21 protein-coding genes are annotated in these 25133 nt (G+C 47.0%); 14 read left to right on the forward strand and 7 right to left on the reverse strand.

Annotated features, from left to right (window positions below; all coding sequences use genetic code 11):
- Positions 1 to 132 precede the first annotated feature (132 nt).
- The 3 genes from FEN17_RS02875 to FEN17_RS02885 are packed head-to-tail and all read left to right on the forward strand — an operon-like array spanning position 133 to position 5306.
- A complete protein-coding gene (locus tag FEN17_RS02875) occupies positions 133 to 513 on the forward strand; it encodes a response regulator (RefSeq protein ID WP_138363791.1) in 381 nt (126 codons plus the stop codon).
- Positions 514 to 568: 55 nt separating this feature from the next.
- Positions 569 to 4777: a malto-oligosyltrehalose synthase gene (treY, locus tag FEN17_RS02880; protein WP_138363792.1), complete on the forward strand. Its 4209-nt coding sequence runs from the start codon at positions 569 to 571 to the stop codon at positions 4775 to 4777.
- A 58-nt stretch (positions 4778 to 4835) separates the two neighbouring features.
- The gene (locus FEN17_RS02885; RefSeq protein WP_138363793.1) at positions 4836 to 5306 is read left to right on the forward strand and encodes a hypothetical protein; all 471 of its coding nucleotides are present in this window, start codon (positions 4836 to 4838) and stop codon (positions 5304 to 5306) included.
- 27 nt (positions 5307 to 5333) lie between these two features.
- Here the strand turns inward: FEN17_RS02885 and FEN17_RS02890 are convergent, their stop codons facing one another.
- The gene (locus FEN17_RS02890; RefSeq protein ID WP_138363794.1) at positions 5334 to 7196 is read right to left on the reverse strand and encodes a YfbK domain-containing protein; all 1863 of its coding nucleotides are present in this window, start codon (positions 7194 to 7196) and stop codon (positions 5334 to 5336) included.
- A 174-nt stretch (positions 7197 to 7370) separates the two neighbouring features.
- On the opposite strand from FEN17_RS02890, the gene FEN17_RS02895 reads away from it, so the two are divergent.
- The 9 genes from FEN17_RS02895 to FEN17_RS02930 all read left to right on the forward strand — a co-directional run bounded on the left by FEN17_RS02895 (position 7371) and on the right by FEN17_RS02930 (position 16695).
- Positions 7371 to 7967, forward strand: coding sequence for an RNA polymerase sigma factor (locus FEN17_RS02895; protein WP_171037825.1), 597 nt, complete (start codon positions 7371 to 7373; stop codon positions 7965 to 7967).
- On the forward strand, positions 7954 to 8943 hold the full coding sequence (locus FEN17_RS02900) for an energy transducer TonB (protein WP_138363796.1): 990 nt from the start codon (positions 7954 to 7956) through the stop codon (positions 8941 to 8943). The genes FEN17_RS02895 and FEN17_RS02900 overlap by 14 nt, the downstream gene beginning before the upstream one ends.
- A 400-nt stretch (positions 8944 to 9343) precedes the next feature.
- Positions 9344 to 9733, forward strand: coding sequence for a response regulator transcription factor (locus FEN17_RS02905; RefSeq protein ID WP_138363797.1), 390 nt, complete (start codon positions 9344 to 9346; stop codon positions 9731 to 9733).
- A 14-nt stretch (positions 9734 to 9747) separates the two neighbouring features.
- Complete coding sequence (locus tag FEN17_RS02910; RefSeq protein ID WP_138363798.1) at positions 9748 to 10962, forward strand: sugar transferase; 1215 nt, start codon at positions 9748 to 9750, stop codon at positions 10960 to 10962.
- Between the two features lie 57 nt (positions 10963 to 11019).
- A complete protein-coding gene (locus FEN17_RS02915) occupies positions 11020 to 11688 on the forward strand; it encodes a TolC family protein (RefSeq protein ID WP_138363799.1) in 669 nt (222 codons plus the stop codon).
- Positions 11685 to 13871 carry a GumC family protein gene (locus FEN17_RS02920; RefSeq protein ID WP_138363800.1) on the forward strand — a complete coding sequence of 729 codons (2187 nt, stop codon included), beginning with the start codon at positions 11685 to 11687 and terminating at the stop codon, positions 13869 to 13871. The genes FEN17_RS02915 and FEN17_RS02920 overlap by 4 nt, the downstream gene beginning before the upstream one ends.
- A complete protein-coding gene (locus FEN17_RS02925) occupies positions 13868 to 15037 on the forward strand; it encodes a glycosyltransferase (RefSeq protein WP_138363801.1) in 1170 nt (389 codons plus the stop codon). Before FEN17_RS02920 ends, FEN17_RS02925 begins: the two co-directional genes overlap by 4 nt.
- Before the next feature lie 11 nt (positions 15038 to 15048).
- Positions 15049 to 15192: a hypothetical protein gene (locus FEN17_RS27200; protein WP_171037826.1), complete on the forward strand. Its 144-nt coding sequence runs from the start codon at positions 15049 to 15051 to the stop codon at positions 15190 to 15192.
- A 12-nt stretch (positions 15193 to 15204) separates the two neighbouring features.
- Positions 15205 to 16695 (forward strand): O-antigen ligase family protein, encoded by a 1491-nt coding sequence (locus FEN17_RS02930; protein WP_138363802.1) that lies wholly within the window; start codon positions 15205 to 15207, stop codon positions 16693 to 16695.
- Here FEN17_RS02930 and FEN17_RS02935 read toward each other — a convergent pair.
- Complete coding sequence (locus tag FEN17_RS02935) at positions 16692 to 17063, reverse strand: Hpt domain-containing protein (RefSeq protein WP_138363803.1); 372 nt, start codon at positions 17061 to 17063, stop codon at positions 16692 to 16694. The two genes, FEN17_RS02930 and FEN17_RS02935, sit on opposite strands and share 4 nt — an antisense overlap.
- Before the next feature lie 62 nt (positions 17064 to 17125).
- Positions 17126 to 18703, reverse strand: a complete 1578-nt coding sequence (locus FEN17_RS02940; RefSeq protein WP_138363804.1) for a glycosyltransferase family 39 protein — start codon at positions 18701 to 18703, stop codon at positions 17126 to 17128.
- A gap of 303 nt (positions 18704 to 19006) precedes the next feature.
- Here FEN17_RS02940 and FEN17_RS02945 point away from each other — a divergent pair, with 303 nt between their 5' ends.
- Positions 19007 to 19966 (forward strand): hypothetical protein, encoded by a 960-nt coding sequence (locus tag FEN17_RS02945; RefSeq protein WP_138363805.1) that lies wholly within the window; start codon positions 19007 to 19009, stop codon positions 19964 to 19966.
- Position 19967: 1 nt separating this feature from the next.
- Positions 19968 to 21176: a glycosyltransferase family protein gene (locus FEN17_RS02950; protein WP_138363806.1), complete on the forward strand. Its 1209-nt coding sequence runs from the start codon at positions 19968 to 19970 to the stop codon at positions 21174 to 21176.
- Here the strand turns inward: FEN17_RS02950 and FEN17_RS02955 are convergent, their stop codons facing one another.
- The 4 genes from FEN17_RS02955 to FEN17_RS02970 are packed head-to-tail and all read right to left on the reverse strand — an operon-like array spanning position 21177 to position 25112.
- Positions 21177 to 22028, reverse strand: a complete 852-nt coding sequence (locus tag FEN17_RS02955; RefSeq protein ID WP_138363807.1) for a glycosyltransferase family 2 protein — start codon at positions 22026 to 22028, stop codon at positions 21177 to 21179. It abuts the gene before it with no gap.
- Between the two features lie 42 nt (positions 22029 to 22070).
- Complete coding sequence (locus tag FEN17_RS02960; RefSeq protein WP_138363808.1) at positions 22071 to 23414, reverse strand: flippase; 1344 nt, start codon at positions 23412 to 23414, stop codon at positions 22071 to 22073.
- Positions 23415 to 23444: 30 nt separating this feature from the next.
- Entirely contained in the window at positions 23445 to 24209 is a 765-nt protein-coding gene (locus FEN17_RS02965; RefSeq protein WP_138363809.1) for a glycosyltransferase, read from the reverse strand.
- A gap of 12 nt (positions 24210 to 24221) precedes the next feature.
- Positions 24222 to 25112 (reverse strand): glycosyltransferase family 8 protein, encoded by an 891-nt coding sequence (locus tag FEN17_RS02970; RefSeq protein ID WP_138363810.1) that lies wholly within the window; start codon positions 25110 to 25112, stop codon positions 24222 to 24224.
- Positions 25113 to 25133: the final 21 nt, after the last annotated feature.

The following is a 25133-nucleotide window of genomic DNA, read 5'->3' on the forward strand; positions in this document are numbered from 1 at the left end:
TTTAGTTGTAACTCGCTAACTAAATTATTTCTACAACTAAATTTTAAATGTATAAAAAAAATTGTTTTTCTACATTTAAATAACCGCTTGTTCGTGGATATATTTATGTGAAAATGCTTTTTTCCCGCCTGCATGGAATTTATAATTATAGACGATAGCGCATTTGACCTCTTTACCCAGGAAAAGCTGCTTTTGAAGAGCGGGCTGGCCTCCAAGGTCCAGACATTCTTTTCACCGCAGACGGCACTGGAACATCTGCGCAGCCACAGCAGCGGGATCTGCGATACCGTAATTTTAGTAGACTTGCAAATGCCCGAATTGAACGGCTTTGAATTTGCGGAAAGATACGGGCTCTTACCGGAAGAAGTACGCGGTCATATCCGCCTTTTCATGATCTCCTCCACCGTCGATTCTTCCGACATCGACGAAGCCGAATCCAATCCTCACATCATTAAATTATTGTCGAAACCGCTGGAAATTCCGGTTTTGAAAGGGCTTTTAAACGAATGTTAGGCATTTTGCTGGCATAATATTTAAAGCGCAGGATTTTGAATCATCATCACTTCGTATGACTAATCCTGTTTCTACTTACCGCATTCAATTTCATAAAGGGTTTTCATTTCAAGACTTCGAAAATCTCATTCCGTACTTCCAAAAACTGGGTGTAGGGACCATATATGCCTCGCCGATCCTGGAATCTGTCCCGGGAAGTACCCACGGCTACGATGGCGTCAATCCGGGGAAAATAAATCCGGAATTGGGCACGCTGGAAGATCTTAAAAATATAAGCGGAAACTTAAAAGAGTCCGGTATCGGCTGGTTGCAGGACATTGTGCCCAACCACATGGCTTTTGATCCGGGCAATCCGTGGCTGATGGATGTCCTGGAAAAAGGCAAACTTTCGGAATATGCCCCCGCTTTTGACACCGCCTTAAACAGCAAGCTTTTTAAGGGCAAACTGATGGTGCCTTTCCTGGGCCAGGAGCTCGCAGATGTGATCGAAGCGGACGGAATCAAACTTAAATACCAGGACAACCGCTTCATGGTCAGCTATGAAGGTGCTGCCTATCCGCTCAATCCGCTTTCTTATATCACCTTGCTTTCTTTTGATCATGAAGGTCAGTCGGAATCGGTGCAGCAGCTGCTGAGCCAGTTGCGGGAGCTTACGGATGAGGAAGATGCTAAAGTCTTTTCGGGCCGGTGGAGTGAATTCCTGCTGCAACTGGCGTCGCTCGCAAAAAATGAGCAGATCCGGGTTTACCTGGACCGGGCACTGGAACATTTCAACAATGATAAGGCCGAGCTACAAAAAATCCTCGATGAGCAGGCCTACGAACTTTGCTTTTGGCAACAAACCGAAGAAAAAATCAATTTCCGCCGGTTTTTTACAGTTAATGGGCTAATATGCCTGAACATGCAGGACGACCAGGTTTTTGACCAATACCATGAACTCGTTAAAGAACTAGTGGCGGACGGCACATTCCAGGGACTGCGGATCGACCACATTGACGGGCTTTACGATCCGACGGGCTATCTGGAAAAATTGCGGAAGCTGGTAGGGGAGGACACCTATATTGTCGCTGAAAAAATCCTGGAAAAAAGCGAGGAACTGCCTACATCCTGGCCGATCGAAGGCACGACGGGCTATGAATTTCTGGCGATGGTGAATAATATTTTTACCAATCAGGCGGCGGAACCGGCTTTTGATGCTTTTTATAAAAAGTTAAGTGGAGAGGAAAAACCAATCCACGACCAGCTGATCAGCAAAAAATCGGAGATTCTCTACGGTCACATGGGCGGCGAGCTGGAAAATTTGTACCAGCTTTTTATTGAACTCGACTTGCTGGACCTGGAAAAAGCGGGCAACCTGCAGGAAGGAGAATTGAAGGAAGCGATCGGCGAAATGCTCATACATTGCCCGGTTTACAGATATTACGGCGCAACAATTCCGCTGGCTGAGGAGGAAGCTGCGGCGGTTCAGGGCATTTTTGAAGAGATAAAAAAATACCACCCCAAGCTGCAAAACGGCGTGGGTATCCTGGAAGAAACATTGCTGGCGAAAGCTGGCGAGCGCGACGAGGAGTATGACATTCGGGTGACTGAATTTTATCAGCGCTGCATGCAGTTTACCGGCCCGCTGATGGCGAAAGGTGGTGAGGATACTTTAATGTACACCAACAACCGCTACATCGGCCACAACGATGTCGGTGATTTTCCGGATCGTTTCGGGGTGACTACCAAGGCATTTCATCAGTTTATGAAATCGCGGCAAAAAGACTGGCCGCTCGCATTGAATGCTACTTCGACGCACGATACAAAAAGGGGCGAGGACGTAAGGGCGCGGCTGAATGTGCTGACCGACCTGAGCGAAAAGTGGCTGCAAAAAGTGGAAGCCTGGCAAAATCAGCATGCGGATTTAACTGAAAAACCGACAGCAAATGACCAGTACCTGATCTACCAAACATTGATCGGGGCACATCCGATGCCGGGCGAGGACGAGGACGATTTTTCTGAGCGGGTTTCGGAATATTTGCAAAAAGCGCTTCGTGAAGCGAAAACAAATACTACATGGTCGGAGCCGGACGAGGCTTACGAGCAGAGTGCCAAGGATTTCGCAGCCAATCTATTAAAAAAAGACCAGCCATTCTTCCAGGAGTTTCAAGGATTATTGACTGAAATTGCTGACTTCGGGATCATTAACTCCCTATCCCAGCTGATTTTGAAGTTCACTTGTCCGGGCGTGCCGGACGTGTACCAGGGTTGCGAATTCTGGGACCTGAGCCTGGTGGATCCGGATAACCGTCGTGCCGTAAAATTTGCCAATCGGATCGATGCCTTGCAGGCATTTGAAAATTATGAGCCGGAAAGGTTACTGGAAAAACTCTGGGACGAGCGCAGCAGCGGCCAGATCAAGCTCTGGCTCACGCAGCAGCTGTATCATTTGCGCAAGGAAAACCCGATCCTTTTCTCAAAAGGAGATTATATTCCGCTTAAAACCCGCGGTGAGTACAAAGATCATTTACTGGCCTTTGCCCGCAGGTTTAAAAAGTCATTTTACATTACTGTGGTACCGCTGCACGCCGCACAAATGTGTGAAGCCCAGAGTAAAAGTTTCTTTGAGCTCGACTGGGCGGATACGACCGTGGTACTTCCCGACAACATTTCGCCGGAGTGGGAATCTGCCGCAACCGGCGAGACATTTGAATGTCACAGCAAGCTGCTTCCAGGTGATTTATTCAAACAGCTGCCTTTCGCGATCTTGAAGGGTTCGAAGCCTGACAATGAGCGCAGTGCCGGAATTTTGGTGCACATTACCTCGCTGCCTTCGCCTTTCGGGATTGGCGATCTGGGGCCGGAATCTTATGCATTTGCTGATTTTTTGGAAAAAGCGAACCAGAAATACTGGCAGATTCTGCCGCTGAACCCGACAGAAGCAGCGCAATCCAATTCACCTTACAGTGCATTGTCCAGCCGGGCAGGTAATCCGCTGCTTATTAGTCCGGAAGTGCTGGCGGAAGAAGGTTTGATCCCGGTTGAAATGCTGGACAATTTCAAAGTGGAAGCCAGCGCCCAGACAGATTTTGAAAAGGCAGGGAAAATCAAGTCGGAAATTTTGGAAAAAGCATTTCAAAACCGGCCGAAAAACGGTGCGGAGCAGGCGGACTTTGAAGCTTTCTGCACTGCAAATGAGGAGTGGCTGGAAGATTTCGCCCTATACATGTTATTGAAGAAAAAACACGACGGCGCACCCTGGTATACCTGGGACGGGCCATTCAGGCTGCGTGACGAGGCTGCGCTGGCTGAATTGCGGGAGCAGGATGCCGAGATGCTGGAATTTGTAAAGTGGGAGCAATATGTTTTCGATAAACAGTGGAAAAAGCTGCGTAAGTATTGTAACGATTTGGAGATCAAGCTGCTCGGCGATATTCCTTTTTATGTCAGCTACGATTCGGCGGATGTTTGGGCCAACAAAGAGTTGTTCTGCGTGGACGATGAAGGTAAGATTACAGGAATTGCAGGCGTGCCGCCGGATGCATTTTCGGATGATGGTCAGTTGTGGGGTATGCCGGTTTTCAACTGGCAGGCCGTGAAAGCGCAGGGATACCAGTGGTGGATCGACCGGCTGGCGAAAAACATTGAGCTTTTTGATCTGATCCGTCTGGATCATTTCAGGGCATTTGCGGATTACTGGGAAGTACCTGGTGATGAAAAAACGGCGATCAACGGGAAGTGGAAGCTTGGGCCGGACGAAGAATTTTTCAATAAGATCAAAGGCGTGTTCGGGAATCTACCTTTCATTGCCGAAGATCTGGGTGAGATCGGGCCGGAGGTATATAAGCTCCGCGATAAGTTCTCGCTGCCCGGCATGAAAGTCCTGCAATTTGCTTTCGACGAAAACATGCCGCAATCGGACCACATTCCGCATAACTACTCCGCGAATTTCATTGCATACACCGGTACACATGATAACAATACAACGCGGGGCTGGTTTAAACAATCGGCTGCGGAAGGTGTGCAGAAACAGTTGGAAAGATACATTGGCAAGCCTGTCGACGAGGAAAACGCCTACATCGAAATGGCCAGGCTGGTTTACGGTTCGGTAGCGAAAACCGCGATTTTGCCCATTCAGGATGTACTTAACCTCGATGAATCAGCTAAAATGAATCTGCCGGGATCAAGCGAAAATAACTGGTCGTGGCGGTTATTGCCGGGCCAGGTGACAGAGGAGCATCAGCAATTCCTGGCTGATCTGGCGGTTTTGTTTAACCGGGATTAATACGCGTTGATCTGAGAGATCAGAAATTATATTTGCATTTCACCAACCTGAATATGATATGTCGCGCAAAATAGCCTTTCTCGGTCCGTTTATGTTTTCCTTCGTCTTGTTGCTGCAATCCTGCGGCGGATCGGCGGGGAATCCGGAAGAGGCGTCGCAGCTGCTGACAGCTTCGCCAAAGTGGGCGATTGACGAGATTACGGTGAATGATGCGGTGACATTCAAGGATGGAAAAATGACGAAACAGTTTGGCGGGATTGATTTTGAGCGCTACATGGAAACAGTCGAGCTGAAAAAAGACGGAACGTTTTCAGGTGTTTTCAAAGGTGATCCCAAGCCTTTTGAAATGAAATGGAAGGTCAATGGTGAGAACATTACGGTTGGGCTGGAAGGCCGGGCCCGGGGCAGCGACTGGACGATCGCGCCCCGGGATGTGACCAAAGATGCATTTATCATGCGCACAAAAAGTACGGCGTACGACTATCCGCGCGAAACTTCGATTTCTCTGAAATTCAAAGCATTAAAATGATCCCGGATCATTTCCGGGATCATTTCTTTATTCTTTCCTGGCAGTTTCTTTCCGACCGTCGAGGGATTGCGCAGCCTTTACAAGCTGTACAAATTCGGCGCGGTAACCTTCTTCATCCGTCCCGAAAGCACCTTTTGCCAGAGGAATAATATGGTTGTAAGAGGCATTTCCCTTGAATTCCGAATCCCGTAAAAGAAGACCAAACTCAGCGACTGCACTTGCGAAACGCAGGTTTTCGGAACATTGTGCTAAGGGTTTCGAAGTGTTCTTCACCGGCACATTGAGCAGCACGCTTTTCTCACTTTCCGGGTTTTTATAGCGGACCTTCACAGTCAGCATTTCATCGTTGCTACCCAAATCCGATGCATTTGTTTTTTTGTATTTCAAAGCGTCGGTTTGCGTGATATAGCTACTTTTTGCCCCTACGGGCACAATTTCGTAGATCGCCGTAACCGTGTGGCCGGCGCCCATATCACCAGCATCTTTTCTATCATTGTTAAATTCCTCATTTTTCATCGCCCGATTTTCGTACCCGATCAGCCGGTAAGCCTGCACGTGCGCAGGGTTAAACTCGATCTGGATCTTCACATCTTTGGCAACCGTAAACAATGTCCCGCCGAATTCCTGCACGAATACTTTTCGCGCCTCCTGCATGTTGTCGATGTAAGCGTAGTTACCATTACCTTTGTCGGCCAGCGTTTCCACGTGGCTGTCTTTGTAATTACCCATTCCAAAACCCACAACGCTCAGGAACACGCCGCCTTTTCTTTTTTCTTCAATCAGCCGCTGCAAACCGCCCTCGCTGGAAATGCCAACATTGAAATCGCCATCGGTTGCGAGGATCACGCGGTTGTTGCCTTTTTCCAGAAACCCTTGTTTTGCCAGCTTATATGCCAGTTCAATACCTTCGCCGCCTGCTGTGGAGCCACCGGCTTCGAGGTTATCCAGCGCTTCTTTGATCTTCATTTTTTCATCACCGGAAGTGGTTGGTAGCACCACGCCAGCGGCACCTGCGTAAGCGACGATGGAAATTTTATCTTCCGGCCGCAGCTGGTCAACCAGCAACTTGAATGCCTGTTTTAGGAGTGGCAGCTTGTTCTGTGCCATCATCGAGCCCGACACGTCGACGAGGAAAACGAGATTGGAGGCGGGCAAATTTTTGGCAGAAACCGTCCTGGCCTGCAAGCCAATGTGCAGCAATTTCAGACCGGGATTCCAGGGTGAATCCGTGTATTCAGTATTAATGGCAATCGGATGGTTGCCAGTGGGTTGCGGATATTGATAATCAAAATAGTTGATCATTTCCTCGATCCTTACCGCGTCCACCGGCGGCATCTGGCCAGCATTCAAAAACCGGCGCACATTACTATAAGCCGCCCGGTCCACATCAACCGAAAACGTCGTCAGCGGGCTTTGACCGGTGAGCTGGAAGCCGTTTTCGTTGATCACGTTATAGTCCTCGGTATTGCCCTGCTGTGGTACCATTATTTCCATTGCTACGCCAGATGGAGCGGGCGCTGAGGCCAGCTGGGCAAAAGGTAACCCTACTTTTTTAAGGGACTGCATCGCTTTATCGCTGAGGCTTTCTGACTCTACTTCGCCGGGCGACAATGTTACCGTCATTTCTTTTTCAGACGTAATGTTTACTTCACTGGTTTTAAAATTGGGATGCGTGAAGACGATTACTTTGGCATAAACCGGCACCGAAATCGAAAACTTACCCGCGGCGTCCGTCTTCGTTTTGGCGACGCCGCTTTTCACCGAAACCTGTACATTAGAAATCGGTTTTGAGCTGGTATCCAGTACGGTACCTGTAATGTTACGGTCTGGTACCAGGACAAATGCTGCGCTGAAAAGCAGTGCGAGGAGTACAATCCATTTTCCTTTCATGGTCAATCAAGTTTTAGTTTTAACCGCTTGATGCACCGGGCAAAGGGATTCCATAAACTTTTTTTAAAAATTTTTATGGAATTTTGATCACACCGCATCCAGTGAATGTCAGGCATGCACGATTTCAGCTTTTAGCGACGGCCAGTGAAGTTTTTGAAAATATTTCCCGGGATAATGAAGGACGCTTTGTCGGAAGGCGACAAGCTGCGCCTATACAGGAAAAACGGGGATATCGGGCTGCTGGGTGCGCTATATCAGCCTTACATGGAAATGGTTTATGCGCTGTGTTTCAAATATCTGCGGGCTGAGGAGGAGAGTAAGGATGCGGTGATGCAGATTTTTGAAAAGCTGGTGAGCGATTTAAAAAATCACGAAGTCGATAACTTCAAAAGCTGGCTGCACAGTGTGGCGCGCAACCATTGTCTGATGCAGCTCAGGAGCCGGCAGGCTGTCGGGCTTCCAGCCGGGCTTCCAGCCGGGCACCTGCTTGTTGCGGCCGAGGATGTGGGGGAGATTTTTCAAAATATGTCCGTCGAGCCAGACGATTTGAGCGATAAGTTATTTAAAGACAACCAGTTGAATGTCATGGAAAAATGTTTGGAAACATTGGTCCACGAGCAGAAACTGGCGGTGGAGCTGTTTTATAAGGAAGAGAAATGTTATAAAGAAATTTCGGTGATCGCGGGTTTTGAGCTGGGTAAAGTGAAAAGCTACATTCAGAATGGCAAGCGAAACCTGAAAATTTGCATGGAGAAAAATGGCAGCATCTGATCAACATTCACCCGTAACCCTCGCCACATTTGACCGGTATGAAAACGGGGAAATGTCGCACGAGGAGCAGTATGCGCTGGAAAAGCGTATGCTGGAAGACCCTCTTGTCGCGGAGGCTTATGAAGGCTACCTGTCCATGAAAGCCGCCAATGTTGATCCTTTGAAGGTTGGCGGAGAATTGTCCGATACATTAAACGCCCGGCTCAGCGGGAAAAGAAAGGTAATCCCGATGTGGTACTACGCTGCGGCGGCTTCCGTCATCATGGTGCTGGGTGCTTCCTGGCTGGTATTTTTCAATGCCCGCGAAACCCTGCCCGGCTTCCGGTCAGAAATTCCGGCCATGACCATTGAAGTTGATCCGCAGGAGTCCGTCTCACAAAAAGCACCGCCGCCAACTTCTGAGAAAATTTTACCAATACCGGCTCCTGCGCCAGAGAAAAAACCGGCGCGGCCGCAGCAGCTTGCTGAAACAGAAGCCGCCGGGCAGACGGATTTTAATGAGACAAACATTGATATAAAAAACCGGGAATTGATTGTAGCCGCCGAAGCAGCACCGGCACCTGCTATTTCCGCACCGGCTGCTCCCTCGGCATCGGCGACGGTGCTGGCGGATAAAGCAGAATCAGCCAATCCGGGCCTGGCGAAGTCGGGCCGGGAGGGAGCAAAAATGGCGGCCAGATCTGCCCTCGCAAACCTGGATTCGGCAGCCGCACCAAGCGTCGGCTGGGAGGCCTATCAGGCGTATCTCCAAAAAAATACTGAGCTGAAAATCGGCCATGCTGAGATCATAGTACGCTTCACCGTAAACGCCGACGGGACCTTGTCGGACGTGAAAGCCACTGGTAACCAGCCTGCTTTATCCGAGCGCGCAGTACGGATTGTAAAGGATGGCCCAGCCTGGCGGCCAGCGAGTTTGCAGGGCTCCCGCAGACCTTCACCCCAGGAGGTTACACTTCATTTTCATTCCCCAGAATAATAGAATAATCGCATCGGTTACATAAGTCTTGTAGAACTAATTTATAAAATTTTCGGCTTTTCGGCGGTTGAGATTTTGTGATATAGATTCCAGTAATTATTTTTACTAGCAATTCAAGAACACCTACCTCCACGAAACCTAAACATAACGCTCAATCTAAACGCGTAAAAATGCCGTCAGGACGTCTTTAAGCAATTTTTCATCCTATTCGTTCGTGGGCAAATCTAGAAAATTCACAATTTTTTCCGGCATATTTTGTATTGGCAAGTATTATGACTAATTCTACAAAATAATTTGCCCATCAAATAGTACGCCATATAGCCCTGGAAAAGAAAATCACCCTAAGTAACCATTCACTAACTAGCTAATACTCCGTATTTGATTTTTTTATACTTAACCCATGGACAGTAGAAAAAGCCTATTGATTATAGATGATGAGCCCAGTATCACCAAAATATTGGAGCATTTTTTGAAAAAGGATTTCAACGTTATCATAAAAAATGATGGGTCAGAAGGGATGTTGTGGCTGGAACAGGGTAATCAGGCAGATTTTATCATCGCAGATTTGAATATGCCCAACCTGAACGGAAAGGAATTTCTGAAAGTGGCAAAAGCGAGCAACCTGTATTCTGAAATACCGATTATCATCCTGTCGGGCTCCGATGAGAGCAGCGAGCGTATCCAGTGCCTCAACCTCGGCGCAGATGATTTCATGGTTAAGCCCTTCAATCCCATGGAAGTGCATGCAAAGATCAACGCGATCTTGCGCAGAAGTAAAAGATACTCCTAATCAGTCATATTATTATGGAATTGACGATGACCTCACAGACAACCCCTGCCGAGGCGAAACCTTACATTGCACAGTTCAGGGTGATCTACCTGAATGTTGACTTTGAGCATTATATCTATTTCTCCGAAAAGTTTGCAGAGTCCCTGCAGGTCGAATATTTCGGGACTAAAGAAGGCGTACTGGAAGCATTGGAAGAGAATTTTCCGGCCGATGTGATCGTCGCCCATGCCACCAGCGGCGGCCTCGAATTGCTGGATATCGTCCGCGGAAGCACCGGCTACGGTAACATTCCTTTCGTTTTGATGGTTGACCGCCTCTCGCAGGATGCCATCGACATGGCCCGCAACAAGCACGCCGACGATATTTTCTCCGTCAAATTTGAGGAAGGAGATCTGCTGACGCGGATCAAGTATTTCAAGAAAAGACAATGGTATGTTGCCAACAAGGCATCCCAGATCATTGGTTCTCAGGGCACTAAAACACCTTTATGGAAGCGTGCGATCGACGTCATTACGACGGGCGGCGCGGTGCTTTTGCTTTCGCCGGTGTTTATCCTGGTCGCTATCCTGATCCGCCTGGATTCCAAGGGGCCCGTTTTTTACAAATCAAAAAGGGTAGGGAGTGGCTATAAGATTTTTGATCTCTACAAGTTCCGCACCATGCGTACCGATGCCGATCAGCAGATGCGCAAAATGGCTGCCCTGAACATGTACAACAAAAACACGGAGCCGGCGCAGGAAATCGAAGCTACTGGCTTATGCGCTGAATGTCAGGCTGGTAACAAATGTAAAAACCTGCTTTTCCACGACGGAAAAGAAATCTGCGAAAAGCTTTATCACTTCCAGAAAGACCAGAAAGCGGCTTTCATGAAATTTCAGAATGACCCGCGTATTACACGCATCGGCGGATTTCTCCGGAATTCAAGTCTGGACGAGCTGCCCCAGCTGATCAACATTCTCAAAGGCGATATGTCGCTTGTGGGAAACCGCCCGCTGCCCCTTTATGAGGCTGAAAAAATGACTACAGATGACAAGATTTTCCGTTTCGCGGGACCAGCCGGGCTGACAGGGCTGTGGCAGGTGACGAAACGTGGTAAAGGAAAAGCTGATATGTCGGAGGAGGAGCGTACGCAGCTTGACATTACCTATGCGAAGGAATTTTCGTTCAAAATGGACATGCAGATCATCCTTAAAACATTCCCGGCCCTTCTGCAATCGGAGAATGTCTGATCAATCCATCGCGACGTGTCATTTTCAACTTGTTTTTCAACCTCATAACCCCTTTAAATGAAATACATTTACGCACTGCTACTCTTAATCACCTCACTTTCCCCCCTCAGGTCCCAGGACCTCCTCACTCAGGAAATTTCTTATCCTTATCTCGAAAAACTGATCGAGACGGCCAAGAAAAATTACCCAAGACTGAAACAGTATCAGTCGCGCGTAGAAGCAGGAAGTTATGCGGAAAAAAAAGCGAGACTTTCGTACTTCGAGATCCTATCGTTTTCCTATCTGTACAGTCCCGACAGGCTTGCGAGCTCTATCAACCCCAACTTTTTGAACGGGTACCAGTTTGGTTTCTTTGTGAATATCGGGTCGCTGCTGCAAAAGCCGTCCCTGATCAGGCAAGCCAAAAGTGAACTGAAAGCCCTGGAATTCGACCGGGACAGCTACCTGCTGAATCTGGAAGCGGATGTCAAGAGAAGGTATTTTGCCTATGCCCAATACAAAATGCTGCTGCGAGTCAAAGCGAATGCTTTGCAGGATGTGATGGAAATGGCCGAAGAACTGAAATTAAGATTTGAAAAAGGCGAAAGCTCTTTTGAAGAATACAACAGATCTCAGGTGGTCATATCGGACAGATTGCAGGCAAAAATCTCCGCAGAAGCGGATGTGCTGATCTCCAAAAGCTCACTAGAAGAATTATTAGGCCAAAAACTGGAAGACATCCAATGACAGAACTTTCCCAATTTCTCAGAATATTATACCGGAATAAGCTTATCCTGATCTTCGTACCGCTGATCACGGTGGTAGCGGCTTACTTCCTCGTGAAAGCACTTCCCGACCAGTACAAATCCAATGGCAGCATTGCCACCGGGCTCGTGGACAAAACCGAGCAGGGTTTGATGAGCAGCGGCACCGAGCAGGATTTCGAGATTGCCCGGAAGTTTGACAACATCATTCAGATGATGACGCAGAAAAAGGTGCTTGACCAGGTTTCGTACCAGCTTTTGATGCACGATCTGAAATCGGACGAAAAATCGGATTTTGCCAAGCCTTCCAAATTGCTGACCGAAATGAGCCAGCAGGAGCGCCAGCAGCTGATGAACGTGGTTAGTCAGAAATACAAGGCGCAGCAGGAGCTTTTACCGGATAAGCCTTTTGAAAAGAAAATCCAGAACATTCTGGCGGACATGGAGTTTGATGCGGGCAACCTGCAGAAGAAGCTGACCATTTACCGGGCTTCCAACAGTGATTATGTCAACATTGATTTTGAGGGGAAAAACGCATATCTGACTGCTTTCGTGATCAATACGCTGAGCAGCGAGTTTATCAATATGTACTCCTCGCGGCTGGCTACCAATTACGACCGTACGATCAACTTCCTGGCCGATTTCCTGGAACAGAAGCGACAAGCTCTCCGCCAGCAGATGAATGGTCTGCGTGATTTCAAAATCAAAAACCGGGTGCTAAACCTGGATGAGCAGGCGAAAAGTCTTTATGGCCAAATCTCTGAGTTTGAGCTGAGACGTGAGGTTGCCAAAAAAGATATCATCGCTTACGGCGTCGCGATCCGCAACATTGATAACCGTTTCAGCAGCAACGACCGCAAGTATTTTGAAAGCGCAGTTTCGACCATCAACCAGAACATTGTGGCTACCAAGCAAATGATCCGGTCGGCAAACGAAGCTTATGTAAAAAGCAATTTTGACCCGAAATACAAGGCAAAACTGGATTCCGCGCAAACATTGCTTTCCAGACAAATCACGGAGTCGACAGACCGATACCTGTACAGCCCGCTGACCGTAAAACAAAACCTGGTTAGCGAGAAACTGACGATGGAAATCGCGCGGGACCTGGCTGTAAACAGTGTTGCGACGATCGAGGCGGAGCTGAAAAGACTGAACTCTAAATTCGACGGACTGGTACCAAACGAAGCGAAGGTGCAGGAATTTGAAACCGCCATCGACATTGCGGGCCGCGAGTACATGGAGGCTTTGCAGAAATACAACGATGCAAGATTGCAGTCGAGCTTTCCGGCTAAATTGAAAGTGGCTGAAAAAGCGTTGCCGGGAACAATCCAGCCTTCCAAGAAGATTGTCCTGATCATCCTTTCGGGTGTTATCAGTCTCGCTTTCTGCCTGTTTGTACTTTTCATCCTTTACTTCTTCGACAACTCGATCCGGTTTCCGCAGCAGCTTGCCAATGCCACCGACAGGCCGGTACTGGGTTTTGTCAACCACGTGAGCGGCGGGTTCAACCTTACGCAGCTGCAAAACGAAACTTCGCACGAGCGGAAAGTGGAAATGTTCAGGAACCTGATCCGCTCGATACGCTTCGAGCTCGACAATGAATATCCCGACCCGAAGATCATTTCGGTGACGAGCCTCGCAGAAGGCAGCGGCAAAACATTGCTGACGATCAGTCTTGCCTGGGCCTATTCCAAGATCAACAAACGTGTATTGATTATCGACGGAAATTTCACCGATTCGGACATTACCAAATTGAATACCGGCGCCAAGTACCTGGAAGATTTTCTGTCCATAGGAAATGGTGTTTCGCTTGATAACCAGCACGGTGCAATCAGTATTCTGGGAAACAAAGGCGGTGATGTTTCCCTGTACGAGCTCAGCAATGAAGCGCAGATCCGCGACGCGCTGAGCCGACTGAAATCCATGTTCGACGTGATCTTGATCGAAGCCGATTCGCTGGTGGCGATGAACAAAGCCAAAGAATGGGTGACTTTCTCCGATACGGTGGTAGCGGTTTTCGAAAGCGGCCACACTATTTCTTACGCCGACAGGTCCAAAATTGAATACCTGAAAGGCTTGAATGGTAAAATGGCGGGCTGGGTACTGACCGGCGCAAATGAAATTCTGAAACAGACAGGTAAAGTATCTAAATACGTAACTGAATGAGTATCATTTGGTTTTTATGGGGGCTGGTTCAGGTAGCAATCGGATTTTATCTCATTTTCCCGATCCTTTTGTTATTGATCCACCTGTTTGTGCCAAAACGAAAACCGGTAACATCAAAAAATGTTACCGAGGCGGATTATGCGCTGATCGTGACGGCTTACCAGCAGGTTGAGCAGCTTCCCGACGTCGTGGCGTCCATCCTCCGGATCAATTACAGCAACTACCTGGTGTACATTGTCGCCGACAACTGCGACATTTCGACATTGCATTTTGCAGACGAAAGAGTAATTGTTTTGCGACCTGAAACGGTGCTGGCTAGTAATACGCGGTCACATTTTTATGCGATCAACCATTTCAGAAGACCGCACGAGCGACTGGCGATCATTGACAGCGACAACCTGCTGGACAGCGAATTTCTGAATGAGCTGAACCCGCTTTTTGATCAGGGATATGCCGCGGTTCAAGGGGTTAGGAAAGCTAAAAACCTCGATTCGGTATATGCCTGCCTAGACGCTGCCCGCGACATTTATTATCATTTTTACGACGGTCGGTTGCTATTCGAAGACGGTTCTTCGGCGACGCTTTCCGGTTCAGGGATGGCATTCACGGTTGCATTGTATAAGGAGGCGCTGGGTGCTTTGGACGTAAGCGGGGCTGGTTTTGACAAGATCCTGCAAAATGCCATTGTGACCCGCGGCCAACGCATTGCGTTCAATGAGCACGCGGTGGTGTATGATGAAAAAACATCGGAATCGGACCAGCTGGTGAAGCAGCGTTCTCGCTGGATCAACACCTGGTTCAGGTATTTCAAATTTGGTTTTGCGCTGGTTTTCAAGGGGGTTACCGGTTTTAACTGGAACCAGCTTTTATTCGGTTTTGTGCTGCTGCGGCCGCCTTTGTTCATTTTCCTGATCATTTCGGTCTTTTTTATGTTCCTGAACCTGCTGATCAATCCGTTGGTCAGCCTGCTGTGGCTGGGGGGGCTGCTGCTTTTCGTAACCGGGTTCCTGATTCCTCTTTTCCATGAATCTGTGGACCGGCGGATCATCCGATCGCTGACCTCGATCCCGGTTTTCATGTATTACCAGGTAGTTTCCTTACTGAAAGCCAAAAAGGCGAACAAGATTTCGGTGGCTACCAAGCACAATTACAGAAAGGCACCATAAAAATCGGCGTTATGAAAGTTCTCCCCTCCAAAAAGCCCAGGAAAAAACTGCGCGAACCTGAACTGACACGTTTACAAACCATTACCCGGACGATTGCCCTGATTCTGGCCTTTGTGAGTGTCTTTGTTTTCTTTTTCAAGATTTTATTTTTCTAGATATCAACACCATTGAAGTACTCATTATCAACCGATTCGCTTAGCCACAAACCAATAGTTCCGCTGATAGACAGGCTGACCGGCCCCGTTGGGCTGATCCTGCTCGCGGTGCTCGCCGTTTTCTTGGGCATCGGGTCGATTTATGGCGGGATTGTGGTGGGTCTGCTGCTGCTTATTGCCATGGTGGCAATTCCGGCAGTGTATGCGATTATCGTTTATCCGATTTTCGGGATCGTGGTGCTGATGGCGATGGCTTTTTTCCTGTTTTTCATTTCCCGCCTCGGCGTCGATTTTCCTATGGGAACCGCCATGGACGGTTTGCAGGCGATGCTCATACTCGGTTTTCTGATCAAACAAAAGGGGAATTGGGATTTCAGCATTTATAAAAGTCCGGTGTCAGTGATGGTGCTGGTGTGGATCGGGTACAATGTTCTTCAGGTGGCCAATCCCTGGTCCGAGTCGCGAATGGCTTGGGTGTACACCGTGCGGACCGTGGCGATTGTGACGCTGATGTATTTTGTTTTCATTTATCATTTACGGTCGATCAAGTCCATGCGGGTAGTGGTGGTGGCCTGGATCATTCTGGGACTTTGCGGCGCGATTTACGGTTTCAAGCAGGAATATATCGGTATTGCGCCATCCGAGCTGGCTGGTTTGTGGGCTAACCCACAGATGGTCAGCTTATTGTTTATCAATGGTGCCTGGCGGAAATACTCACTTTTTTCAGATCCGGTATCATTCTCCTACACCATGGTAGGAGCGAGCCTCCTCTGCATTGCGCTGCTTTCCGGGAAAACGACCCTGAGAATGAAGATTTTGCTGGGCAGTTTTACCGTCCTTTTTCTGATGGCGATGCTGTTTTCGGGTACGCGGGGTGCTTACGTACTGGTACCGGTTGCGCTTATCCCTTTTGCAATCCTGAATTTCAGCAAACGAATTATGCTCGTTTCCTGCATCGGGGCGGTTTTTATCGCCTTCCTGGTTGTCATACCAACGGGTAACCCCACATTGGCACGGTTCCAAACTGCTTTCCGGCCATCGGATGACCCTTCTTTCAATGTTAGAAAATATAACCAAAAACGCATTCAGCCCTATATTTTAACGCATCCTTTTGGTGGAGGGCTCGGATCGACCGGGGCGTGGGGTGCGCGGTTTGCGCCGAATTCTTTTCTGGCAAGTTTCCCACCAGACAGCGGTTATATGCGGGTCGCCGTGGAAACCGGCTGGGTCGGGATGCTGATTTTTTGTCTGCTGATGTACCAGGTACTCAAAATGGGGATCAACAATTACTACCGGATCAGGAATAGTGAGCTCCGGACTTACTGCCTGGCTATGACATTGATTGTCTTTGCGTTAAATGTCGGCAACTTTCCGCAGGAGGCGATCGTGCAATTTCCGAATAACATCCTGTTTTACATTGCGGCGGCCATGCTACACACTTGCTACCTGACCGACAAGAAGTTGTCGAAAGAAACACTTCCGGTGAGTACGCCGGAAGCTTAGAGATTTTTCAGGATGGTGAGGCCGACTTTCGATTCTCTTTCCAGGTCGGCGAGGGTGCCGGACAGGTTACTGACCGTTCCGCCCTGCTTCAAAGCAGTTTCAATTTCCTTGTATTTGGCGGCGGTTTTAAGAAGGCCCACAGAAAAAAGTGAAGAGCGGTATTTGTGAATCGCCTGTTTTAAAGCATCAAAATTACCTGCATTGGATGCACCGGAAATATTTCCGAGTTGCGTGTCGGTTTCGGCTTCAAACATACTGATCAATTCACCTTTTAATTCAGCGTCGCCGCCAGTAATTTCATTGAGGTAACCGTGATCAATCATGGAATCCAAATCTGCTTGATTGTTGTTGGGGTCAGTCATGTCCATGAGTGGTAATTGTTTTAAATGTGATAGGGTAGATGTAAACAAATTTAATATTTAAAATTAAATTATTCTGCCGCCTTGTAAAGATTATGCCGATAGATCTGGTACTCATCAATTTCTTTAAATAAATGATAATTGCTTTTCTTGATTTCAGGCAGATCAGGGATAATCTTGAAGGTAAATACAGAGGTGGATTCAATGATAAATTTTGCTTTTCCGGAAAGTAATGTTTGCCTGAAAAGATCATAACCCAGCACACCTGATTTTACATTAGATGATTTAAAAATGTCCAGTTCCGGGATCAGGCTATTTTTAAATAAGATATTATTTATTCCCCTCCTGCCGTAGGAAGTTTGAAGAATCGATTCATCATTCAAATTGGCGAAAATATACTCGTCTTCTTTTAATTGATTTTTTACAAAAGTGGCAACATTGGCCGCTAAACTTTCTCTTCTGATTACCTCTTCTTTACCGTCAATTTCTGTCTTTTTTACTTCTGAATACTGATAAATCACATTTAAAATACATATTCCTGAAATGTAGGATATAAATGCAATGTTCAGTAAAAAGTTTGCCTGGTAAACCGGGTTTGAATTTTTCAGTTTCCATGCAAAAAGAAGCAAAGAAATAATAAAGAAGGGCGAAAAATAAGCCACATTTGAGCCGCTTTTCAGCACGGTAATTCCCGCAAATGCAAACATTCCGCAGGCGCAAAAGGCAAGAAAACGCGTGATGATATCACCTTTGAAAATGGCCCATTTATAAAAAGTGATGATCAGGACGATCGCCGCTGGGATCAGGATTTTGATCTTGAAGCCGTTTCCGAAGACGTAGAGAAAAAACCAGCTGGTGTCTATACCATTCGCCACACCGCCGACCACATTTTTCAGGAACGCATCTTTATAAAGTAACAGCATGAGCCCGAGCAAGGCCACGAAGGAAACGCTGAATGTTAATCCGCTTTTAATCAGGTCCTTCCATCTTCCGGTAAAGACCAAAAAACCGAGTAAAATCACAGGGATCTGAATGCCGCTTTGCTTTGCAAATATGACTGCGGCGGATAGAAAGGACGCGATTATCAGGTTCACGGACTGGGAATTTAGTACCTTTTTTTGAAGATAACCCAGGAAAAAATACACCGACAGGATGATCATGAAATCCATCAGCGAGTCGGGCCTGACCGTAAATCCCTGCCTGAAAACACAGACGAAACAGGCCAGTCCGATGGCGGCGGAAAGTGCCGCGGAGAGCCCTAATCTTTGAAAAGCAATTTTATAAACCGTGAATGCCAGCAGCACATTGATAATGATATTCAGCCCACGCCCGATTACATAAAGCTGATAAATATTTTCACCCGGATCCTGGCCGGTAATAAAAGCAATTAAACCGCAGAGATAATGGTAAAATGGCGAATATTGGGTGATGGTAAACGGGATATTTGCAGGATCGGAATAGAGGTCTCCGTTAAAAATTAATTTCTGAATGCTGTAAATGACATTTTGCTCAACACCGCCTAAATCGGAGTGGTGACTTTTGGCAAGAATAACCCGAAAAATGACGGTGGGAATGAAACAAAGAAAGATGAGTAGTGCGGAATAAAAATGGATTCTTTTGATAGAATGCAGGTTATAAGGCAATTTCATTGAAGAACTTTGGAACGGGATGTGTTAAGTTGATAACGAGGGTAGCGGATAACAAATATCGTGATAAAATTACAAAACTGATTCATTTTATTAATATTTCGGGAATAGACATTCTACTTCGGTGTAGAAATCCTTGAAGCCAGAAAAAAAATATCCCGATTGACCTGATAATGTGGCTAAATATTGCGATTTTTAAACTCAGTTATCTTTGTAAAATGGCTGAATTTGCCGCATATCATGGCTGATACGCTGGAAAATTACTGACGGAAAACGTTACTTGAGTGAAGGAATAATGACTAGAACATGCTAAACAAAATACTTAGCTTGATTGTCCTGGCCAAATACGGACAGTTACCGATTGATTTACGCTATTTTTACAGGGATACTTACTATTGTCAGCTCACTCAACTGAAATACATTTTCAGAGATTACATTTTCAAAAAGAAGTATAAAGACATTGATTTTCAAGGTGAATTTGCGCCGGAATTACAGTTTGTGCTGCCTTTTGCCTACTGGCATTACAAAAACGGAACATTAAAAAGGACCGAGGGCGCCAAGTACACGAAGGAAATGTACTTTTTTTCACCGCAGCATACCGAGGCTTATGACATTCGGACGGAGCGGGGCAATTACAATTTTGAGATGCCGCGGATTTTGTACAGCCAGAATTATGACATGAAAAAATGGCTGCCGGTGCCTTTGAAAGAACATTATCAGAACCAGATCTATCAGTATGACAAACCTATACTAATTATTGCCAACCGGTATAATATGGAGTGGGGCGGTCCTCCGATCAGTTTTTACAGCATTGAAATTCTCGCCTACATTCTCGAAAGGGTCAAGCAAAATTATACGGTCATTTATAACAGGCCGCGCCCACACCATATTACCATGGACAACTCGGATATTTACGATATGAACGAGCACGAGTGGCTGGAAAAAGAACATCCCGACGTGCTGCTGATGGAAAATTTATTCCGGGAAAATAAAGGTAAGGCCAACAATTTCAACCACTTGCAACTGATGGTATACGCCAATGCCGAAAAATTTATCTCTATTCACGGCGGTACCGCAACATTGGCCAGCTACTTCGGAGGCACCAATCTCATCCTCTCCAAGCAAGGCCCGGAGCACCATTTTAAATGTTACGAAAAACTGTATCCGAAACTTTCGGGCGCGAAAATCATTCATGCCAAAACCGAGGATGAGGTAAAGCGGTATGTTGACGAAATTTTCTCAAAAGATTTCGTCCAAAGCCGCTGACATGGAATTAAAAGGACAACAAATCATTGTTTTCGGGCTCCCGCGGTTTGACGCCAAAATCGAGTCGACCAATTACACCATTGCGAAAATGCTCGCGCGGGAAAACCAGGTGTATTACCTGGAACATCCGCATACCATCAAGGATTATCTGAATTCCAAAGGCTCGCCGGAGCGGGAGAGGAGGGACGATTATTTTCCGCTGATGAATACGGATGTCATGGACACGGACAATCCCAATTTCAAGGTGATCATTCCGCCGGTTTTGCTGTCGATCAATTTTTTACCGGAAGGTGCACTGTTCCGGTTCGCGCTGAAATTCAATGAGTTCCTCTTACGGACAAAGCTGCGGCGGGTGATCAGCCGCTATAAGATCAAGGATTTTATTTTTATCAATTCCTTCAACTTTCACTATCCCGACGTGGCCGAAGGGTTGCGACCAAAACTGACGGCCTATCACTGCGTCGACCCGATCATTGTTCCTTTTGATGCACGCCACGGGGCGGTTTCGGAAAATGTTCTGCTAAGAAAAAGCGATATCGTTTTCTGTACAAGCCGACAATTATATGTGCAGAGCAAGAAGCTGAACCCAAATACATTCTTCGTCCCGAATGCTGCCGACATTACCCATAGTCAGAAAGCATTGAATGAAAAACTGCCCTTAGCAGCTGTTTTGGCCAATATTCCTAAGCCGGTCATCGGCTATTTTGGCAACATTGAGCGGCGGATGGATTATGTGATGCTCGAAGCAGTGATCAAACTAAACCCGGACAAAAGTTTCGTTTTTGTCGGGCCTTCCGATAAAAGCTATATTCCGGAATGGTTTTTCAGCGCGAAAAATGTGTTTTTTACCGGCAGCGTGCCTTATAGTGAAATGCCTGCGGTGATCAAAGGTTTCGATGTGGCACTTTTGCCTTTTAAAAAGGATGAGGTTAGCGCGACGATTTTTCCGCTGAAACTTTTTGAATACCTGGGTGCAGGTAAGCCACTCGTTTCCATCAATTTCAATGATGATCTGAAAGAATTTACGGGAGATACAGTACCGTACTGCGGTGATCCTGAGTCTTTTTCAAAAGCAATCTCGGATGCATTGAATCACGATACCGAAGCAAAAAGGAAGGAGCGGATCAGGGTAGCGGCGGATAATACCTGGGAAAAACGGGTTGAACAAATTGCGGATCTGCTGGCCCAGGCGCTCGCCAACAAGAAATAACTACAACTTTTCGATTTCTTTCGGGGCTTTGGAGTGGAGGTTGAAAAACAGTCCGCGGATTTCTTTGATCACTCGTTTTGTAAAAAGACTGATAAAGCTCCCGTCCCTTTTCAATGTTCTGGCCCCGGTCCATGCGCGGGCAGCGTTGTTTTTTACCTGCTTAATTTTTCCGTAACTCATTAAGGCATAAGCCAATCGGCCATCTTCGCCCCGGACATTCTTCATCACAAAACCGATTTTCAGAGCCGGTTCTCTCACAAAACCCATGCTGATTCCATACGTATTCAGGTACGGGCGGTTCATGTGGCGGTACTCGGCGATCAGATCTTTGGCGGTTTCCAGCAGTGAGAGCTGCCAGCGGGAATAACCTTCCTCGCTGATAAAAGAATATCGACCGTACACACAGACTACATCTGGCTGCGTGAGGACTTTCATCATTTCATCCACCCAGCAGTTCGGATAAAAACAATCGGCGTCGGCTAGGAGAATGTATTTGCCGCGCGCATTTTCCAGACCCATTTGCCGGGCCGGGCCAGGACCCTGGATAGCCTGGAAAACGGTTCTAACGTGCAGTTTGTCAATAGTTTGCTGTGTTTTGTCAGTGGAATTGTTGTTCACAACTAATATTTCAAAAGGCCGGGTCGTAGTCATCGCCGACAATGTGGCGACGCAGCGCAGCAAATTCACCTCCTCATTCCAGGCGGCTATCATAATGGTAATCAGCGGGTCCGACGTTTTTCTGGCATCGAGCCGCTGGTTGATTTCGTTAAATGCGCTCTCCGGAATCTGATCGAAGGATTCGAAAGGATAACTGTATTGTTTGAGCCAGTCCGGATTGGTAAAAAATGACATTGGAGAATGTGTCTTAGATACGTGAGCAAAAAGTCCAGTCCGTCAGGTCAGACGGGGTTTGATGTATTTGGTAAAAAATTCAGGATAGAATTTGTAGGCGTAAATGAACGTGTGAAAGGTATTTACTCCCAAAATCCGATGCAGAATGGTCTGCGCGATTGCAAAGCTGACAACATTGGAAGTTAATGTGGCGTAAGCAGCGCCCATCACGCCCATGCGGCTGATGAGTACGTAGTTCAGGCTCAGGTTGATCACTGCATTGAGCACTACCAGCATAAAGTTGATCTTTGGTCTTCCGATCGAGTCGAGTATCGTGCCGCATTGCCGGGCAAAAGGGATCAGCATACAGTATAACACTGTGACTTTCAGGATCGGAACGGTTTCTTCGTACTTGTTTCCGGCGATAAAGCTTACCACGAAATCGGGGAATAAAAAGAGAAAGGCGAGTGCCGGGATCAGCACCGCGAGAATGGTACCGACCGATTTTTCATACAAATACCGGATCGCGCCCTCGCCCTCGGTGGCCAGCCGGCGTGCACTTTGCGGGAAAACGATCACCGCAATCGCATTGGTCGGAATGTCGACCAAATTCATGATCCGGACCGCAATGTTGAATGCTCCGGAAGCCGCCGGCGACAAAAGCGAACCGAGCATCATCTGGTCAATCGTGCTGGAAAGAATAGAGCCGATAGAAGTTCCAAAGGCGTATTTTCCATAATTCAGCAGCTTTTTTACCCACTCGCTGGTGACTTGAAAAGTGAATTTGAGCAGGTCTTTTACAAAAAAGTATTCGAGAACAATCGCCAGGAAAAGCGCAATAGCCTGCACGTAAATCAGTTCAATCAGCCTGATTTTAATGTTGAAAATGAAGCAGATCGCAAGAAAAGCGAAGAAAACGCCCGACTTCACAAAATTGGTGATGAAAATTCCGTTGAACCGGAAATTGGCCTGCTCCATCCAGTGAAACTGTGAAAGTACGCCTGAAAAAAGGTACACAATGCTGTACATCATGAATAGCGGAACGATTTCCTCCGCCTTCCAGATCTGCCCCAGAAAGTTGGCGATGATCAGGTTGATCACAATGCAAAGCAATGTCAGCGCGCCGCAAAGCGCGAAGGATGCGGAGAGGATTTTGTCGTGCTCACTTTTGTCAGAAAATGACAAATATTTGATCAAAGCATTCTGTATCAGTCCGCTGCGTACCATTTCGAAAATGGTGGTGGTAGCCATAAAAAGCGTCCAGACCCCGAAAGAATGCTTGTCGAGCATGCGCACCATCAGGTAAAATCCACCAAAGCCGAAGAGAACGCCGGTGAGATTTTGCAGTACATTGATTACCCCTGATTTTAACCAGTACTGGTCATTACCCGATTTTTCGCTTGCCATAAATGCAGTTACTAAGAATTTATTTGCCGGTTATTTGCCCAGCAGATAGTCGAAATTGAATTTCAAATGCCGGTACAAGTGCCTCGATAGGGAGATCAGCGGGTTTTCCGTTTCACGCCAGAAATTTCTTCTTACCGTGCTGGGCTCCGCAGAAGAATTGACCTGGTCGAAATTGGCCGTATAGTCGTCATAAAAAAGACCTTTACCTTTGGCTTTCAATACCTGCATCATCATCCGGTATTCGGTTACCTCTACTTTTAAACCTTCGGGATACCGGCCAAAACGTTCAAAAAAAGTGGTTCTGCGCAAATGCGGGTGGTCGCTGTAATAGTAGAATTTCTTGTAGCCTGGGTTCCAGATTTTAAAAACCATATCCGAAAAACCATTCTTGTAGGGTTTCAGCCAGGGGTATTTGAAGTAGGCATAAAAGCGCACAAAGTCCAGCTCTTTCCGCTCATTCATGTAACTGAGGGCATTTTTCAGGTTTCCGGGGAAAATCTGCTGCGGCACAAAATCCTCCTGTACGTACAAAGTGTACGGCGTTTTGACAGCATCCTGGCCTTTATTAATGTTGTTACCCAAACCTTTGTTTTTCGGCGTGGTCACCAGCGTGAATTTGTATTTGCCTTTCAAACTGTTGATGTAGTCAACATGCTCCTGCTTGCTGCCGTCGTCGGACACCACAATATCTCCGAAACTACAATCGAGGTCGCTGAAATTTTTCAGCAATCTTTCGAGTGAAGTACTTCTGTTATAATGTGTTACAAGTAAAGTTATATCATCAAAATGTGGCATTTCCGTGAGGATCTAATTAAGGTATCCTGAAACAATTTTTCTCATTTTGTTATAAGCTTTGCGGCTCAGCCTCACCCAGTCCGGCACAGGCTGGTGGTCTTTCCACGGTGTCATACGCAAGTATTTGTAAAACTCATCCTTGTACGCCACGTTGCAGTTGTACGACTTGAAGATCGGCTTGATGTCGAGGTAGTGAATCAGCCAGGGATCTTTCACGTCGAGGATTGCAAAGGTATTCCATCGCTGATCGAGGATTACCCAGCGGTTAGCCAGGGTAATATTCAGACCATACTGATCGGGGAAACTGGCGGATGAGATGTTGTCGAAAATGCTCTGGATCACCTTGTTGGAAAGGTCGTCTTTCCGCCACTGCACCGGATCCACCAGCAGCATACCTGCATTGAAATATGGGGTATCAGGCGCAAAACCGAGTTCTTTGTAATTCGGCACGCCGCCCCAGTCGCTCGCGAATATTTTGGCCAGATCGGGTACCGCGGCAAATAATTTATCGCCCAGGTCGGTATGCCACAACTTTGAAATATCCTCGATCACAATCATGTCTACATCGAGGTACAAAAACCTTTCTGCGTCCTGTGGAATGATATAAGGCGCAAAAAGACGGAGGTAGGAAGTAATCGGGAAAGCCGATTTGTCTACCGGGATTTTCACGTTCGGCGGGATTACCGTGGCGGTTTTATGCCAGTGCATGGTCGTCATCGCCGGGTTGCTCGAACCGATGATCTTCTTTCTGCTTGACTCCGAAATGCCGTCGTCGATAATGTGCAGGTCAATTTTTTCCGGTGTTTTGTGATTGACCTCGATGGATTTGATCAGCGCGCCCAGAAGGATCGCGTAATGGTTGTCCGTGGCAACGACGATGGTTATTGTGTCTTTAATGCTCATATAAATAAAGTTATAACTAGA

The organism is Dyadobacter luticola (assembly GCF_005860805.1).
Lineage (GTDB): Bacteria > Bacteroidota > Bacteroidia > Cytophagales > Spirosomataceae > Dyadobacter > Dyadobacter luticola.

Excerpts from the sequence above, each read along its gene's own strand:
- FEN17_RS02875 (WP_138363791.1), top strand. The coding sequence starts at position 133 with ATGGAATTTATAATTATAGACGATAGCGCATTTGACCTCTTTACCCAG.
- treY (WP_138363792.1), top strand. The coding sequence starts at position 569 with ATGACTAATCCTGTTTCTACTTACCGCATTCAATTTCATAAAGGGTTT.
- FEN17_RS02885 (WP_138363793.1), top strand. The coding sequence starts at position 4,836 with ATGTCGCGCAAAATAGCCTTTCTCGGTCCGTTTATGTTTTCCTTCGTC.
- FEN17_RS02890 (WP_138363794.1), bottom strand. The coding sequence starts at position 7,196 with ATGAAAGGAAAATGGATTGTACTCCTCGCACTGCTTTTCAGCGCAGCA.
- FEN17_RS02895 (WP_171037825.1), top strand. The coding sequence starts at position 7,371 with ATGAAGGACGCTTTGTCGGAAGGCGACAAGCTGCGCCTATACAGGAAA.
- FEN17_RS02900 (WP_138363796.1), top strand. The coding sequence starts at position 7,954 with ATGGCAGCATCTGATCAACATTCACCCGTAACCCTCGCCACATTTGAC.
- FEN17_RS02905 (WP_138363797.1), top strand. The coding sequence starts at position 9,344 with ATGGACAGTAGAAAAAGCCTATTGATTATAGATGATGAGCCCAGTATC.
- FEN17_RS02910 (WP_138363798.1), top strand. The coding sequence starts at position 9,748 with ATGGAATTGACGATGACCTCACAGACAACCCCTGCCGAGGCGAAACCT.
- FEN17_RS02915 (WP_138363799.1), top strand. The coding sequence starts at position 11,020 with ATGAAATACATTTACGCACTGCTACTCTTAATCACCTCACTTTCCCCC.
- FEN17_RS02920 (WP_138363800.1), top strand. The coding sequence starts at position 11,685 with ATGACAGAACTTTCCCAATTTCTCAGAATATTATACCGGAATAAGCTT.
- FEN17_RS02925 (WP_138363801.1), top strand. The coding sequence starts at position 13,868 with ATGAGTATCATTTGGTTTTTATGGGGGCTGGTTCAGGTAGCAATCGGA.
- FEN17_RS27200 (WP_171037826.1), top strand. The coding sequence starts at position 15,049 with ATGAAAGTTCTCCCCTCCAAAAAGCCCAGGAAAAAACTGCGCGAACCT.
- FEN17_RS02935 (WP_138363803.1), bottom strand. The coding sequence starts at position 17,063 with ATGGACATGACTGACCCCAACAACAATCAAGCAGATTTGGATTCCATG.
- FEN17_RS02940 (WP_138363804.1), bottom strand. The coding sequence starts at position 18,703 with ATGAAATTGCCTTATAACCTGCATTCTATCAAAAGAATCCATTTTTAT.
- FEN17_RS02945 (WP_138363805.1), top strand. The coding sequence starts at position 19,007 with ATGCTAAACAAAATACTTAGCTTGATTGTCCTGGCCAAATACGGACAG.
- FEN17_RS02950 (WP_138363806.1), top strand. The coding sequence starts at position 19,968 with ATGGAATTAAAAGGACAACAAATCATTGTTTTCGGGCTCCCGCGGTTT.
- FEN17_RS02955 (WP_138363807.1), bottom strand. The coding sequence starts at position 22,028 with ATGTCATTTTTTACCAATCCGGACTGGCTCAAACAATACAGTTATCCT.
- FEN17_RS02960 (WP_138363808.1), bottom strand. The coding sequence starts at position 23,414 with ATGGCAAGCGAAAAATCGGGTAATGACCAGTACTGGTTAAAATCAGGG.
- FEN17_RS02965 (WP_138363809.1), bottom strand. The coding sequence starts at position 24,209 with ATGCCACATTTTGATGATATAACTTTACTTGTAACACATTATAACAGA.
- FEN17_RS02970 (WP_138363810.1), bottom strand. The coding sequence starts at position 25,112 with ATGAGCATTAAAGACACAATAACCATCGTCGTTGCCACGGACAACCAT.